Raw genomic sequence first — 15,458 nt, 5'->3', positions numbered from 1 at the left:
CCGGCCGACCCAGTGGCCGACGAGCGCGAAGAGCAGCGTCACCACGGTCGATGCCGCCATGATGAGGACGGCGCAGGCGGCCGCCGCGCCGGCATCGCCGGCCTCGTCGAGGTTCAGGATCGCGATCGAGGCGACCTTGGTGTCCGGCGAGTAGAGGAAGACGACGGCCGAGATCGTGGTCATGGCGTTGATGAAGAAATAGCGGCCGATGTCGATCAGCGTCGGCGTGCAGATCGGCAGGGTCACGCGCCAGAAGGTCTTGAAGAACGGCACCTTGAGCGACGCCGACACCGCCTCGAACTCGGCATCGAGCGACTTCAGCGCCGTTACCGCCGTGAGATGGCCGGTGGTGTAGAAGTGGACGATGGTGCAGGCGACGAGCAGCGCCATCGTCTGGTAGAGCCCGTGCAGCGGGTTGCCCGGCGAGTTGAAGAAGAAGATGTAGCCGAGGCCGAGCACCAGCCCGGGCACGGCCATGGGCAGCATGGCCAGCAGCCGCACCACCGGCCGCACCGCGTCGAGCCCGCGCGTCTTCTCGATCAGGTAGGCGCCGCTGAAGACCAGGGCGGTGCCGAAGAACGCCGTTCCCGCCGCCAGCTGCAGGCTGTTGACGAAGGCGGTGCCGACCTCCGCGTCGACGAGGCCCATCGTGTAGTGCTTGAGGCTCGGCGCCAGGTTGTACGGCCAGTAGGTGGCGAACGACGCGAAGATCGCCATGCCGAGCATGGCCAGCATCAGCGCCGTGACGATGCCGACGTAGGCGAGCATCAGCGTGTCGAAGCCGCGCGCCGGCTTCGGCCGGTACGGCACGGCACGCGCGCTGAGCATCGCGGTCTGCTTGCGCTGCACCAGCCAGTCGATGCCGAAGGTCAGCACCGCCGGCGTCAGCAGCAGCAGGCCGACGACGGCGCCGTTCTGGAAGTCCTGCTGGCCGATAACCAGCTTGAACACGTCGGTGGCGAGCATGTTGAAGTTGCCGCCGATCACCTTGGGGATGCCGAAGTCGGTCATCACCAGCGTGAAGCTGACGAGCGCGGCGGAGATGAGGCCGTACTTCGCGCCGGGCAAGGTGATGGTGAAGAACTTGCGCACGGTCGTCGTGCCGAGCGCGTCGGCCGCCTCGTACAGGCGGGCGTCGGCCAGCGTCAGGGCCGAGACCAAGATCATCAGCGCGTGCGGGAAGACGGCGAAGCACTCGGCGACGACGATGCCCGGCGCGCCGTAGATGCTGTCGACGCCGAGCCGGTCGAGCAGGCCCTTGGCCGCGCCCTGGTTGCCGAACCAGTAGATCAGCGAGATGGCCGACAGCAGCGTCGGCGCGAGCAGCGGAACCAGGGCGATGGTGCGGAACGTTCCCTTCAGGGGGATGCAGCTGCGCGACAGCGCGTAGGCGAAGACGAAGGCGAGCGGCACCGTGATGGCCGTGACCGCGAGCGACACCCACACCGTGTTGAGGAACGACTGCAGCAGGGCCGGCGTGCGCAGGTAGCTGCTGAAGTTGGCGAGGCCGACGTAGTCGCCGGCGGCGTTCTCGACCGCCTTGACCAGGATCGCGCCGAGCGGGAAGGCGAGGAAGACCAGCAGCGCCAAGGCAACGAGCGCCAGGGCGGCGTGGCCGATGCGATCGGCCCAGTGTGCGCGCTGGCGCAGCGCGGGCAGCCGGGAGGGCGACAGGACGGCGGACACGGGCGGCCCCTAGAACAGGCGCATGCGGTCCGGCAGCAGGCGCAGCGGCAGCCGGCTGCCGACGTCGAGCCCCTGCTCGGCCAGGAAGTTCAGCGACAGGTAGACGGTCACCGGCTGGCCGGCGAGCCCCTCGGTGCCGACCCGGACCAGGCAGTACGAGCCGAGAAACTCGATCTTCTCGATCACGCCGGTGAAGACGTTGCCGTCGCCGGCGGCGATCGGCCGGGCCAGCACGTCTTCGGGGCGCAGGTAGACCTTAACTTCGCGCTCGACGGCCGTGTCGTGCCCGCACTCGAAGCGGGTCTCGCCGATGGCGAGCCGGCGGCCGGGCTGAAGCCGCCCCGACAGCACGTTGATCTTGCCGACGAAGTCGGCCACGAATGGCGTCGACGGCTCTCGGTAGACCTGCATCGGCGTGCCGACCTGCTCGATGCGGCCGTGGTTCATCACCACGATGCGGTCGGCGATCGACAGCGCCTCCTCCTGGTCGTGCGTGACCATGATGGTCGTGACCCCGAGCGTTCGCTGCAGGGAACGGATCTCCTGGCGCAGGCGCACGCGCTCGAGCGCATCGAGGGCCGACAGCGGCTCGTCGAGCAGGAGCAGGCCGGGCGAGGTGGCGAGGGCGCGCGCGAGGGCGACGCGCTGCTGCTGTCCGCCCGAGAGCTGGGCCGGGAACTTGGCGTTGCTGCCGGGCAGGCCGACGAGCTTGAGCAGCTCGTCGACGCGGGCCGCCATCTGCGCCCGCGCCACCTTGCGGTTCACCAGGCCGTAGGCGACGTTGTCGGCGACCGAGAGGTTCGGGAACAGGGCGTACGACTGGAAGACGATCCCGTAGTCGCGCTCGGCCGGCGGCAGCATCGAGATATCGCGGCCGGCCTGGTGAATGGCACCCGCGCTCTGGGTCTCGAGCCCGGCCACGATACGCAGCAGCGTCGTCTTGCCGCAACCCGAGGGGCCGAGGAAGCAGACGAACTCGCCCTGGCGGATGTCGAGCGCGACCTCGTGCAGCGCGACGAAGCTGCCGAAGCTCTTGCGGATGCCGGTCAGGGACAGGAACGGGGCCGCGCCGGCGCTGCGCGCTTGCGCGGCCGCCGGGCTCACCGGCGCGGTTCCGACTTCGCGTTGTAGCGTTTGTTCCACTCCGCGAGGACGCGCTCGCGGTTGGCCGCCGCGACCTTGAAGTCCATCTTCACCAGGCGCGACTCGTAGTCGGCCGGGATGTTCGCGAGCGGCGCCGCGACGCCGGGCTGCGCCGTGATCGCGAAGTTCTTGCCGTAGAGCAGCATGGCGTCCTTGCTCGAGGCCCAGTCGGCGAGCTTCTGGGCCGCCTCTAGCTTCTTCGTTCCCTTGTGGATGGCAAAGGCCTCCAGGTCCCAGCCCAGGCCCTCCTTCGGGAAGACGAGGTCGATCGGCGCGCCCTTGGCCTTGTTGGCGTTGGCGCGGTACTCGAACGAGATGCCGACGACGTACTCGCCGGCGGCGGCCATGTTGCAGGGCTTCGAGCCGGAATGCGTGTACTGGGCGATGTTCTCGTGCAGCGCGTCCATGTACTTCCAGCCGCCGCCCTTGCCGTTGTCGTCGCCGAAGAGGGTCAGCCACGCGGTGACATCGAAGTAGCCGGTGCCTGACGAGGCCGGGTTGGGCATCACGACCTGGCCCTTGTAGACGGGCTTCGTGAGGTCCTTCCAGGTCTCGGGCTTCGGGATGCCCTTCTTCTGCGCCTCGACGGTGTTGAAGCAGACCGTCGCGCCCCACACGTCCATGCCGAACCACGCCGGGACCTTCGCCTTGTCGCGGTACGCGCTCATGATCGCGTCGAGATTCAGCGGCGCGTAGGGGATCAGCATGCCCTGCGAGTCCAGCAGGGCGAGGCTGGAGGCGGCGACGCCCATGACCACGTCGGCCTGGGGATTCGCCTTCTCGGCAAGCAGCTTGGCGGTGATGACGCCGGTCGAATCTCGCACCCACTTGAGCTCGATGTTCGGATGCACCTTGTTGAAGCCCGTCTCGTAGGCCTTCAGCTGATCCGTCTCGAGCGCGGTGTAGACGGTGAGCTGCGTCTTCTGGGCCAGCGCCGCCGCCGACACCGTGACGAGGGCCGCAGCGAGCAGCGCCTTCAGAATTCCCTGGTTCATGCAGATCTCCCCTGTGTGACTGATTGATTGACCGATAGGCGATTTGCCGCTCGACCGCAAAGCCTATGCCAGTTCTGTGACCGTTCCGCTTCGACGCGGGGCAGTCTAGGGGCCGGCTTGAAACTGAGTCAACTGTTTTTTGAAGATTGTTGACAATCGGCGCTCGGCACGCTCTAATTCCGCATGACCGTTGCCACCGCCCCGGCCCCGCACCCGACGATCACGCTGCTGCAGACGAGCTCGCTCTCGAGCGTCGTCCAGGAAGAGCTCGAGCGGATGATCCTGTCCGGCGAGCTGAAGCCGGGCGCCAAGCTCACCGAGGTCGCCCTTGCCGCCCGGCTCGGGGTCTCGCGCGGGCCCTTGCGCGAGGCCTTCCGCATGCTCGAGGAAGCCGGCCTGGTGCGCACCGAGAAGAACCGCGGCGTGTTCGTCCGCGACCTGCCGGTCGAGGAGGCCATCGAGATCTTCGACCTGCGCGCCGCGATGGACGAGCTCGTCGGCCGGCGCCTGGCCGAGTCGATCGCGCCGGCGGCCCTGAAGGAGATCCGCGGCCTCGTCGACCAGATGGAGCAGGCGGTCAAGGCCAAGGACGCGCACGCCTACCACCTGCTCAACCTCCGTTTCCACGACCGCCAGGTCGAGCTCGCCGGCAACGGCAAGCTGACCGCCGTCTACCGCAAGCTGATCAAGGAGCTGAGCCTGTTCCGCCGCCTCAACCTCGCCGACGGCGGGCTGATGCCGGTCTCGGCCAACGAGCACCGGCAGATCGTCAAGGCCATCGCCGCGGGCGACGCCGAGGCTGCCGGCCGGGCCATGTTCCGGCACGTCATGGAGAGCAAGGAACGGACGATCCGGAACCATCAGCCCGAGCTGGCCCCGGCGCCGGCCGCGGACGCCCCGGCGCTGTCCGCCGAGGCGGCGCGGCCGGGCCCGGCACCGACGCGGCGGCCGGCCGGGGCCACGCGATGATCACCGTCAACGGCCGCTCGTACCGGCCGGCGCACCAGCCCACGGTGGTGGTGTGCGTCGACGGCTGCGAGCCCGACTACATCGCCCAGGCCGTCGCGCACGGGCACATGCCCTGGATGAAGGAAGTGCTGGGGGCGGGCACGGCGCTGGTCGCCGACTGCGTGATCCCGAGCTTCACCAACCCGAACAACCTGTCCATCGTCACCGGGGTGCCGCCATCGGTGCACGGCATCTGCGGCAACTACCTGTTCGACGTCGCCACGGGGACCGAGGTGATGATGAACGACCCGAAATGGCTGCGCGCGCCGACGCTTCTGGCCGAGCTCGCGCAGGCGGGCCAATCGGTCGCCGTCGTCACCGCCAAGGACAAGCTGCGCAAGCTTCTCGGCCATCGGCTCAAGGGCATCTGCTTCTCGGCCGAGAAGGCCGACGACGCCACGGAAGACGAGAACGGCATCTCGCAGGTGGTCGAGCGGGTCGGCATGCCCGTGCCCTCGGTCTACAGCGCCGATCTCTCGGAGTTCGTGTTCGCGGCCGGCGTCGAGCTGATGTCGCACGATCGTCGCCCCGACGTGATGTACCTGTCGACGACCGACTACGTCCAGCACAAGCACGCCCCCGGCACCGATGGCGCCGACGCCTTCTACCGGATGATGGACCGCTACCTCGGCAAGCTCGACGCCATGGGCTGCGTCATCGTCCTGACCGCCGACCATGGCATGAGCGCCAAGACCGGCATGGACGGCCGGCCCGACGTCGTCTACCTGCAGGACGTCCTCGACGCCTGGCTCGGCCAGAAACAGTCGAGAGTGATACTTCCGATCACCGATCCGTACGTGGTCCACCACGGCGCGCTCGGTTCCTTTGCCACCGTCTACCTGCCCGAGGGGACCGACCGCTCGACCCTCGCGGCCCGCATCGCGTCGCTGCGCGGGATCGAGTCGGTGCGCACCCGCGAGGAGGCGGCTGCTTTCTTCGAGCTCCCTGCCGACCGGATCGGCGACCTCGTCGTCGTCTCGGAGCGCTCGACCGTGATCGGCACCGCGGCGTCGCGGCACGACCTCTCGGCGCTCGACGCGCCGCTGCGCTCGCACGGCGGCGTCTCCGAGCAGCGGGTGCCGCTCATCGTCAACCGCCGCATTACGGGCCTCGACCCGGGCCGGCGCTGGCGCAACTTCGACGCTTTCGAACTGGCCCTGAACCATGTCGGCTGAGGCGGGTCCGACCCAGGCCGTGCGCACCGGCCGCACCGCCGCTTCCTGAATGCTCGCCCTCCTCAACCTCCTGGCCGCGATCGCCCTCCTCGTCTGGGGCACGCACATCGTGCGCACCGGCATGCTGCGCGTGTTCGGCGAGAACCTGCGCCGGATCCTGGCGATGAGCTTCAGCAACCGCTTCCGTGCCCTTCTGGCCGGGCTCGGCGTCACCAGCATCGTGCAGTCGAGCACGGCGACCTGCCTGATCGTCGCTTCCTTCGTGGGCAAGAACCTGGTCACGACCAGCGCCGCCCTCGCCGTCATGCTCGGGGCGGACGTCGGCACCAGCCTGATGGCGGTGGTGTTCTCGCTCGACCTGTCGTGGCTGTCGCCGCTGCTGATCTTCGTCGGCGTCGTCATCTTCATCTCGCGGCAGAACAGCGGTGTCGGCGCCGTCGGCCGGGTCCTCATCGGCCTGGGCCTCATCACGCTGGCCTTGCAGCTGATCATCGCGGCGACCCGGCCGCTGACCGAGTCGCCGGCGGTCCGGGCGCTCCTCGTCGCCCTGCCGAACGAGATCCTGCTCGACATTTTGGTCGGCGCGGTGCTGACGGTGCTCTCGTACTCGAGCCTGGCGATCGTCCTGCTCGTCGCGACGCTGGCGACCTCGGCGCTGATTCCGATGTCCGTCGCCCTCGGACTCGTGCTCGGCGCCAACATCGGCAGCGGCATCCTCGCCATGCTGGCGACCGCCAGCGCCTCGCCCCAAGTGCGTCGGCTGCCGCTCGGGAACCTGATCTTCAAGAGCGCCGGCGTGCTCCTCTTCGTCCTCTTCATGCCCCAGGTGCACGTGCTCTTGCAGCAGCTGGTGCCCGGCGTGCACCAGCAGGTGGTCCTGTTCCACCTGGCCTTCAACATCGTCCTGGCGGTCCTTTTCATCGGCTTCACCGGCCTCGTCGGGCGCAGCGTCGACCGCTGGCTGCGCGACACGGGGCACGGGGGGGCCCTGACGACGCGGCCGCGCCACCTCGACCCGCTGGCGCTGACCATGCCGTCGTTGGCGATCTCCTGCGCCGCCCGCGAGGCGCTGCACCAGGCCGACGTCGTCGAGACCATGCTGCGCGGCATCGTTCCGGTGATCCGCAACAACGACCTGCGCCTGTCCGCGGAGCTGAGGAAGCTCGACGACACCGTCGACGAGCTCTACTCGGCGATCAAGTTCTACCTGACGCAGATCTCGGGCGAGGCGCTTTCCAAGGACGAGAGCCGGCGCTGGACCGACATCGTCTCCTTCACCATCAACATGGAGCAGATCGCCGACATCATCGAGCGGGTGCTGATCGACATCGAGGAGAAGAAGGTGAAGAAGTCGCGCAGCTTCTCCGAGGCGGGGATGGCCGAGATCGTCCACCTGCACGAGCGGCTGCTTTCCAACCTGCGCCTGGCGATGAGCGTCTTCCTCGACGGCCACGTCCGCGACGCGAAGCGGCTGCTCGAGGAGAAGGCGCATTTCCGCGACCTCGAGCACGAGTACGCCGCCAACCACATCGCGCGGCTGCGCGGGAATACCGCCCAGAGCATCGAGACGAGCTCGCTGCACCTCGACCTCATCAGCGAGCTGAAGCGGATCAACTCGCACATCTGCGGCGTCGCCTACCCGATCCTCGAGTCGGCGGGCGCGCTCACGGCGACCCGTATCCGGCAGTCGCAGTTCGCGACCCTCGGCCCCGCCGAGGACCGCAACCCTTCCATCTGATCCGGGCCGCCCCCATGCTGAGCCTCGCCGACATCGAGCGCCTGTTCGCCCGCCACGGCTTCGCCCAGTACAGCGGCGAGCCGGTGACGCAGCTCGAGCACGCCCTGCAGACGGCGCACCTGGCCGAGCAGAGCGACGCCGGCGACGAGCTCGTCACCGCCTGCCTGCTGCACGACCTCGGCCATCTTCTCAATGAACAGGGCGAGACACCGACCCTGCGCGGCATCGACGACACGCACCAGTACTTCGCCCTGCCCTTCCTGCGCGGCCTGTTCCCGGCGGCGGTGCTCGAACCGATCCGCTTGCACGTGGATGCCAAGCGCTACCTTTGCTGCGTCAACGCTGGCTACCACGGGAGGCTTTCCGAAGACTCGAAGCGCAGCCTGGCGCTGCAGGGCGGCGTCTTCAGCGCTGCCGAGGCCGCCGCCTTCATCGCCGCCCCCGGCGCGCGCGACGCCGTGCTGCTGCGCCAGTGGGACGACCTCGCCAAGCAGGCCGACCTGCCTACGCCGAGCCTCGCCCACTTCCTGAGCCGCGCCGCGCGCTGTTCGCTTCCGGCAGCGGCCGCTTGAGCTGGGCGATCGTCGCCGCGGTCCTGTTCGGGGCCCTGCTGCATGCGTCGTGGAACGCGCTCATCAAGTCCGGCCACGACCAGCAGCTCGACACCGCCCTGATCCATGTCCTCGGCTGCGGCGTCGGCCTGGCGATGGTCGCGGTCGTCGGCCTGCCGAACGTCGCTGCCATGCCCTGGCTGATCGCCTCGCTGCTCGTCCACGTCGGCTACTACATCACCCTGGTCGGCGCGTACCGGCACGGCGATCTCGGCTTCGCCTACCCGATCATGCGCGGCACGGCGCCGCTGCTCGTGGCCCTCGCCAGCGGCCACCTGATCGGCGAGCACCTGCCGCTGTCGGTCTGGCTCGGCGTCAGCGGCATCTGCGCCGGCGTCCTGCTGATCGGGTTGGCCCGGGCCCTGCACGGCAGCGGCTCGCGGGCCCATGCGCTCGGCTTCGCGCTGGCCAACGCCGTGATCATCGCCGTCTACACGATCGTCGACGGGCTCGGGGCCCGCGCCGCCGGCAACCCCCTGCAGTACGTGGCGGTGCTGTTCCTGTTCGACGGCATCCCGTACTTTCTGATCGTGCTGTGGCAGCGAAGGGCCGCGCCGGGCCAGGTGCTCGCCTACGTGCAGCAGCGCTGGCGGATTGCCCTGCTCGGCTCCTTCGCCTCGCTCGGCTCGTACGGCATCGCCCTGTGGGCGATGACGCGGGCGCCGATCGCCTCGGTCGCGGCCCTGCGCGAGACCTCGGTCCTGTTCGCCGCGCTGATCGGCGTGGTGCTGCTGAAAGAGCGCTTCCGCCTGCAGCGCGCGATCGGCACCGGCGTGATCGTCGCCGGCGTCGTCGCCCTGCGCTTCGGCTGAACCCGAGGACGCCATGACCCTGCCCCTGCCGAGCCAGGCCCGCGTCGTCGTCGTCGGCGGCGGCATCGCCGGCTGCTCGACCGCCTACCACCTTGCCGGGCTCGGCGAGAAGGACGTCCTCGTCCTCGAGCAGGGGCGCCTGACCTGCGGCACGACCTGGCACGCGGCCGGCCTCATCGGCCAGATGCGCCCGAACCGGACCATGACGGCGATGAGCCGCTACGGCATCGGCCTGTACGCCGCGCTCGAGGCGGAGACGGGCCTGGCCACCGGCTGGAAGCAGTGCGGCAGCGTCAACGTCGCGCAGACGCCCGAGCGCATGCAGGTGCTGCGCCGGCAGCTCGCCCTGGCGCGCAGCTTCGGCGTCGAGTGCGAGGAGATCAGCCCGGCCCGCGCCGGCGAGCTGTTCCCGCCGATGGCTACCTCCGACCTCGCCGGCGCGATCTGGATCCCCGGCGACGGCAAGGCCAACCCGGCCGACCTGACCATGTCGCTGGCGCGCGGCGCCCGCCAACGCGGCGTGCGCTTCGTCGAGGAGGCCGAGGTCAGTGGCGTCCGCACGGAGGCGGCGGCGAACGGGCCGCCGCGCGTCGCCGGCCTCGTGGTCCGCCACGGCGGCGGGACGGTTGAGATCGCCTGCGAGATCGTCGTCAACTGCGCCGGGCAGTGGGCGCGCCAGTTCGGGGCGCTGGCCGGCGTCAACGTGCCGCTCTGGTCGGCCGAGCACTTCTACATCGTCACCGAGCGGGTCGCCGGGGTGCACCCGATGCTGCCGGTGATGCGCGACCCCGACGGCTGCATCTACTACAAGGAGGAGGTCGGCGGCCTGCTGATGGGCGGCTTCGAGCCGAAGGCCAAGCCGTGGACCGTGGACCCGGTGCCCGCGACCTTCCAGTTCCAACTCCTCGGCGAGGACTGGGAGCAGTTCGAGCCGCTGATGACGGCGGCCCTCCGGCGCACGCCCTGCCTGGAGACGGCACAGGTCAAGATGCTGCTGAACGGGCCCGAGAGCTTCACGCCGGACGGCAACTTCATCCTCGGTGAAGCGCCCGAGCTGCGCCGTTTCTTCGTCGCCGCCGGCTTCAACTCGGCCGGCATCGCCAACTCGGGCGGCGCCGGCAGGGCCATCGCCGAATGGATCCTCGGCGGCGAGGCGCCCGGCGACCTCGCCGATGTCGACATCCGCCGCTTCGGCGCATTCACTTCGAACAAGCGCGCGCTCGCCGAACGCACCGGCGAGACGCTGGGCCTGCACTACGCGATGCGCTGGCCGCGCCAGGAGCTCGAGTCGGCCCGGCCTTTGCGCACCAGCCCGCTGTACGACGCGCTCGCCGCCCGCGGCGCCGTGTTCGGCGCGAAGAACGGCTGGGAGCGGGCGAGCTACTTCCGCGCCGACGCGGCGCCGGGCGCCGCGCCCTACCCGCACACGCTCGGCCGGCCGGCGTGGCTGGCCGACGTCGTCCGCGAGCAGCAGGCGACGCGCCGGGCGGTGGCCCTCTACGACCAGACCTCCTTCGGCAAGATCCTGCTCCAGGGCCGCGACGCGCTCGCGCTGCTGCAGCGCCTCTGCGCCAACGAGATGGACGTCGCCCCCGGCCGGATGGTCTACACGCCGCTGCTGAACGAGCGCGGCGGCCACGAGAGCGATGTCACCGTCACCCGCCTCGCCGTCGATCGGTTCCTGGTCGTCACCGGGACGAGCCAGACGCCGCGCGACCTCGACTGGATCGCCCGCCAGACACGGGCCGGCGAGGTCGCCATCGCCACCGACGTCGGCGCCATGACGGCGGTGCTGTCGCTGATGGGGCCGCAGGCGCGCGCGCTGCTCAGTCGGGTCGGCTCGCCGGCCACCTTCGACGAGCTCGGCCCGGAGCAGCTGAAGTTCGCCACGACGCGCGAGATCGATCTCGGCTTCGCCCGCGTCCGCGCCGCGCGCATGAGCTACGTCGGCGGGCCCGGCTACGAGCTCTACGTGCCGATCGAGATGGCCCGCCACGTCCACCTCGCGCTGCACGCGGCGAGCGAGGGCCTGGGCGAAGAAGGCGCCGGCCTCGTCGACGCCGGCTACTACGCGCTCGACGCCCTGCGCATCGAGGCCGGCCGGCGCGCCTTGGGCGCCGAGCTCGGCCCTGACGAGACGCCCCTCGATGCCGGGTCGATGGCTTTCGTCCGGTTGCGAAAGCCGGTCGACTTCATCGGCCGGGCCGCACTCGCCCGCCTGCAGGGCGAGCCGCTGCGCAAGAAGCTGGTCACCATCGTCGCCGATTCGCCCGAGGCCTGGCTCTGGGGCGGCGAGGCGCTGCGCATCGGCGACGAGCCTGTCGGCGAGATCACCTCGGCCGGCTGGAGCGCGGCCGCGGGACGCTGCGTCGCCCTCGGCTACGTCCGCGGCCGGCACGCGGTCGCCGCCTGCACCGGCATGCCGGTCCACGTCGACCTCTGGGGCGAGCCGGTGCCGGCGTCGGCGTGGGACCGCTGGGTCATCCGATGAGCGCACGGGCGGCCGTTCCGCCGCGCGCGCTCGTCCTGCTCGCGATCCTGACGCTGGTCTGGGGCACCAACTGGCCCCTCTTCCAGTACGCCGTCCGCGAGGTCTCGGTGTGGACCTTCCGCGCCGTGGCGGTGCTGATCGCCGGCCTCACCCTGCTCGCCGTGGCCAGGGCGCGCGGGCAGTCGCTGGCGATCCCGCGCCAGCACTGGCCGGCGGTCTGCACCGCGACCTTCTTCTACCTGGTGCTGTGGAACATCGCCAGCACGTACTCGGCGATCCTCATCCCGTCCGGCCTGGCGGCGGTGCTGGGCTTCACCATGCCGCTCTGGTCGGCGCTCATCACCTGGGCCTTCCTCGGCGAGCGGATGACGCCGCGCCTGCTGCTCGCGGTCGGCCTCGGCGGGGCGGCCGTCGGGCTCCGCATGTGGCCCGGCCTGGCCGCCTACGCCGAGGCGCCGGCGGGCTTCGCGCTCGGCCTGCTGGCCGGCCTCGGCTGGGCCGTCGGCACGCTGATCCTCAAGCGCAGCGGCGTCGACGTTCCGGCGACCGTGCTCACCGGCTGGCAGCTGCTCATCACCGCCGTGCCGACGATCATCGGCGCGATGATCCTGGGCGACGGCCGGTGGTTCATGCCGAGCTGGCAGTCGATCGCGGTCATCGGCTACATCGCCCTGATTCCGATGTCGATCGGCAACGTCTGCTGGTTCGCAATCGTCGGCATGCTGCCCACCAACGTCGCCGGCCTGTCGTCGATCCTGGTGCCGGTGGTCGCGATGGTCTCGGGCGCCGTGATCCACGGCGAGCCGCTCGGGCCCATACAGTGGCTGGCGATGGCGTGCTGCGCCGCCGCGCTGTCGCTGGCGCTGCTGAAGCCGGCGGCGGACCCGGCCACGGCGGGCTCGGTCTAGGGCCTTTGGCGACTTGTGCTGTCGCGCTAGCGCCCGGCCAGGCCCCATGCGACGAGCACCGCGAACAGGGCCGCGTAGGCGAGGGTCGCCGCCCACAGCGCTGTCCGCGGGTGGCGCAGCCCACGCGCTGCAACGAAGCCGACGAGAGGGATCACCTGCTCGGCATGGATGCCGACGAAGTGCGCCGGCCGCAGGTCGCCGCCTGCCAGCGACCAGCCCAGGATCGGCAGCGCCGCGCCGCCGCTCGGCGGCTGCAGGCCGCCCAGCAGGCCGCCGACGCCGGCGCCGAACAGGAAGGTCAGCGTCAGTCCCAGCAGCACCGCCTGCCGGTAGGCTGCGGGCCGCGCCGGATCGGGGTGCCGGAACAGCTGCCACGCCAGCATCGGCTGCGTCGCCGTCAGGATCACGGCGCCGATGCCCATGAGCGTGTACATCGCGCCATGCCACGCATCGGCGACGTTGTAGTGCGAGGCCTGGCCGAGCGCGGCCTGCAGCGTGATGTAGGCGAGCTCGAAGCTGCCGGCGCCGATCAGGATCCAGGCGATGCGCCGCACCGCCCGGCCGCCGCGCCGCGCCGCCGGCAGGTGGCCGACGAACCAGGCCGTGGTCAGCGAGAGCACCGCGATCGAGAACGCGAACTTCATCGGCTTGATCCACACGTTGGCGCCGCGCAGCTCGCGGTCGTCGACGGCCCAGCCCAGCGCCATCGGCAGCAGCAGCGCGAGCAGGGCCGCGCCGTACAGCGCCAGGCGCCGCTCGCGCGCGAGCAACTCGCGCGGCAGCTGCCGCAGGCGGGCGAGCCAGGGGGGCGGAAGCGGCCCGGGTGCGGCGAAGGTCAGGGTCGTCATGGCGATCTCCTCGGCAATGGAAGGGTGGGACGAGGGTCAGGCGGGCAGCGGACCGGGCCTGCCGCGACCGAACGGGACGAGGCGCAGCAACGCGAAGGCGAGCAGGCCGGCCGGGCCGAACAGGAAGGTCAGCGCCAGCAGAGGCAGAACGACGATCCGTGGCATCCCCAGCACGCCGGCACGCTCGGCGATCCAAGCGCCGACGAAGAGGTCGAAAGCGAGGTAGTGCAGCCAGCCGGCCGTGAGCAGCGCGGGCACCGCGAGAAGGCGCTGCACGGCGGCAAGCGAGTCGAAGCCGCCGCCGCCCATGCCGTGGCTGGCGAAGAGGAGCACGTAGACCATGGCGAAGGCGATCGGCACCGCCCGGCCGGCGACAAAGCGCAGGGCCGGCGCCCGGCGCGCGCTCCACAACGACGCGGCGAGCAGGAGCCAGGCGACCAGCGCCGCCGCGTTGGCGATCCGGAAGACGAGCTCGGGGGCGACGATCGACGATGCATTCATGGCTTGGCTTTCTCTGCGGGGGCCTGTCGGGCCCATCTAGACACTGTTCAAATGAACCATAGAGTATAATTTGAACAGTGTCAAGTTCTGCTGCCAAGCCTGCCCCAGCCCGCCGCCGCAAGCCAGCGGCGTCGCGCGACGCCTACCACCACGGCGCGCTGCGCGAAGCCCTGATCGAGGCGTCCGAGACGGTGCTGGCCGAGCGCGGCCTGGACGGCTTCTCGCTGCGCGAGGTGGCCCGCCGCTCCGGTGTCTCGCCGGCAGCCCCGGCGCATCACTTCGGTGACGCCGACGGCCTGCTGACCGCGGTCGCGACGCTGGCCTTCGACGGCCTGACCGCGGCCCTCGAGGCCGGCAACGCGCGCGGCGGAGGCGACCCGGTGGCGCGCCTGCGCGAGCAGGGTGTGGGCTATGTCGGTTTCGCGCTGCGCTACCCCGGCCGCTTCGGCCTGATGTTCCGCACCGGCCCGAAGAAGGACGAGGCGCTCGCGCGCAGCGCCCACGCCGCGTTCGCCGCGCTCGAGCAGGGCGTGCGCGACCTGTTCGCCCTCTCGGCCGGCAAGCCCCTCAGCGAGGCGCAGCGCCACGCGCTGATCTCGATCTGGTCGGTCGTGCACGGCTTCGCGCATCTGGCGAGCGCAGGGCAGCTCGCCCGCTTCGCGCCGCCGGGCGGGCGCGAGGCGATGCTGCGCGGCGTGCTCGCACCGCTGCTCGACCAGCAGCTGAGGGCGCTCGCGCGCAGCGCTGCCTGATCAGGCCGGAAGCAACGCGGCCGCCGCCTTCTCGCAGCGGTCGAGCAGGCGCGGCGTGTTCATGCGCCCGGCCCAGTCGGGAAATGCCGCCGTCGGCCCGCGCCACTGCAGCGCTTCGACGTCGGCGAAGGGCGGCGCATCGGTACGCAGCGTGGCCAGCCGCTTGAACAGCAGCGCCTCGGCTCGACGCTCGCCGAGCAGCGCGGCCGGGAAGGCCTCGATCGGGCCGTGCCGGTTGAGCAGCTGCGCCGCGCCCACGGGTCCGATGCCGGCGATGCCCGGGTAGCCATCGGCGACGTCGCCGACCAGCGCCAGGAAATCGGGGATGAGCTCCGGCGTGACGCCGAACTTCGCGCGCACCGCCGCCGCGCCGCGGATCTGCTTCGCGCGCCGGTCCACCTGCACGACGCGGTCGTCCCGGACGCACTGCGCCAGGTCCTTGTCGGGCGTCCAGATGCAGACCTTCTCGACGCGCGGGTCGGCCGCCGCGAGGCGCGCCGCCGAGGCCAGCGCGTCGTCGGCCTCGAGCTCGACCATCGGCCAGACGGCAATGCCCATCGCGGCGAGCGCGTCCTCGAGCGGGTGAAACTGGGCGAGCAGCGCCGGCTCGATCCCGGCTGCCGTCTTGTAACCGGGCCAGAGGCCGTTGCGGAACGACTCGACGACGTGGTCGGTCGCGACGCCGACGTGGCTCTCGCCCCGCTCCAGGATCTCGAGCACCGATTGCAACACGCCGGCGACCGCGCCGAGCGGCCGGTCGCGCCCTTTCGTGAAGCGGCGCAGGCCGAAG

Annotated in this window: 14 protein-coding genes; 8 read left to right on the top strand and 6 right to left on the bottom strand. The window is 70.8% G+C overall.

All coding sequences use genetic code 11. The features are described 5' to 3' along the window. From AC30N0_RS11630 to AC30N0_RS11620, 3 genes are all read right to left on the bottom strand, one after another. On the bottom strand, positions 1 to 1,686 hold a 1,686-nt coding region (locus tag AC30N0_RS11630), incomplete at its 3' end, for a putative 2-aminoethylphosphonate ABC transporter permease subunit (RefSeq protein ID WP_489518073.1). Positions 1,687 to 1,695: 9 nt separating this feature from the next. Further along, positions 1,696 to 2,790, bottom strand: coding sequence for a putative 2-aminoethylphosphonate ABC transporter ATP-binding protein (locus tag AC30N0_RS11625; protein WP_489518072.1), 1,095 nt, complete (start codon positions 2,788 to 2,790; stop codon positions 1,696 to 1,698). Then, on the bottom strand, positions 2,787 to 3,824 hold the full coding sequence (locus AC30N0_RS11620) for a putative 2-aminoethylphosphonate ABC transporter substrate-binding protein (protein WP_489518071.1): 1,038 nt from the start codon (positions 3,822 to 3,824) through the stop codon (positions 2,787 to 2,789). The genes AC30N0_RS11625 and AC30N0_RS11620 overlap by 4 nt, the downstream gene beginning before the upstream one ends. Before the next feature lie 183 nt (positions 3,825 to 4,007). Here AC30N0_RS11620 and AC30N0_RS11615 point away from each other — a divergent pair, with 183 nt between their 5' ends. The 7 genes from AC30N0_RS11615 to AC30N0_RS11585 are packed head-to-tail and all read left to right on the top strand — an operon-like array spanning position 4,008 to position 12,567. Continuing rightward, positions 4,008 to 4,793, top strand: a complete 786-nt coding sequence (locus AC30N0_RS11615; protein WP_489518070.1) for a phosphonate utilization associated transcriptional regulator — start codon at positions 4,008 to 4,010, stop codon at positions 4,791 to 4,793. Continuing rightward, entirely contained in the window at positions 4,790 to 6,007 is a 1,218-nt protein-coding gene (gene phnA / locus AC30N0_RS11610) for a phosphonoacetate hydrolase (RefSeq protein ID WP_489518069.1), read from the top strand. Before AC30N0_RS11615 ends, phnA begins: the two co-directional genes overlap by 4 nt. A 49-nt stretch (positions 6,008 to 6,056) precedes the next feature. Further along, positions 6,057 to 7,745 carry a Na/Pi cotransporter family protein gene (locus AC30N0_RS11605; RefSeq protein WP_489518068.1) on the top strand — a complete coding sequence of 563 codons (1,689 nt, stop codon included), beginning with the start codon at positions 6,057 to 6,059 and terminating at the stop codon, positions 7,743 to 7,745. 14 nt (positions 7,746 to 7,759) lie between these two features. After that, positions 7,760 to 8,317, top strand: a complete 558-nt coding sequence (locus AC30N0_RS11600; RefSeq protein ID WP_489518067.1) for a phosphonate degradation HD-domain oxygenase — start codon at positions 7,760 to 7,762, stop codon at positions 8,315 to 8,317. Beyond that, positions 8,314 to 9,168 (top strand): DMT family transporter, encoded by an 855-nt coding sequence (locus AC30N0_RS11595; protein ID WP_489518066.1) that lies wholly within the window; start codon positions 8,314 to 8,316, stop codon positions 9,166 to 9,168. Before AC30N0_RS11600 ends, AC30N0_RS11595 begins: the two co-directional genes overlap by 4 nt. A 13-nt stretch (positions 9,169 to 9,181) precedes the next feature. Continuing rightward, positions 9,182 to 11,659, top strand: a complete 2,478-nt coding sequence (locus AC30N0_RS11590; RefSeq protein ID WP_489518065.1) for a GcvT family protein — start codon at positions 9,182 to 9,184, stop codon at positions 11,657 to 11,659. Beyond that, entirely contained in the window at positions 11,656 to 12,567 is a 912-nt protein-coding gene (locus AC30N0_RS11585; protein WP_489518064.1) for a DMT family transporter, read from the top strand. The genes AC30N0_RS11590 and AC30N0_RS11585 overlap by 4 nt, the downstream gene beginning before the upstream one ends. Before the next feature lie 26 nt (positions 12,568 to 12,593). Here the strand turns inward: AC30N0_RS11585 and AC30N0_RS11580 are convergent, their stop codons facing one another. Both AC30N0_RS11580 and AC30N0_RS11575 read right to left on the bottom strand, forming a co-directional pair. Next, on the bottom strand, positions 12,594 to 13,415 hold the full coding sequence (locus AC30N0_RS11580) for a hypothetical protein (protein ID WP_489518063.1): 822 nt from the start codon (positions 13,413 to 13,415) through the stop codon (positions 12,594 to 12,596). 36 nt (positions 13,416 to 13,451) lie between these two features. Further along, positions 13,452 to 13,916, bottom strand: coding sequence for an abscisic acid-deficient protein Aba4 family protein (locus tag AC30N0_RS11575; RefSeq protein ID WP_489518062.1), 465 nt, complete (start codon positions 13,914 to 13,916; stop codon positions 13,452 to 13,454). Positions 13,917 to 13,993: 77 nt separating this feature from the next. Here AC30N0_RS11575 and AC30N0_RS11570 point away from each other — a divergent pair, with 77 nt between their 5' ends. Next, on the top strand, positions 13,994 to 14,668 hold the full coding sequence (locus tag AC30N0_RS11570) for a TetR/AcrR family transcriptional regulator (protein WP_489518061.1): 675 nt from the start codon (positions 13,994 to 13,996) through the stop codon (positions 14,666 to 14,668). Here AC30N0_RS11570 and AC30N0_RS11565 read toward each other — a convergent pair. Beyond that, positions 14,669 to 15,458 (bottom strand): 5'-3' exonuclease (locus tag AC30N0_RS11565; RefSeq protein WP_489518060.1); only part of this gene is annotated, 790 nt, incomplete at its 5' end.

The organism is Rhizobacter sp., assembly GCF_031412495.1.
Classification (GTDB): domain Bacteria; phylum Pseudomonadota; class Gammaproteobacteria; order Burkholderiales; family Burkholderiaceae_C; genus Schlegelella_A.
Note: the sequence above shows the minus strand (reverse complement) of the source record. Positions and strands in the feature narration are given on the sequence as shown.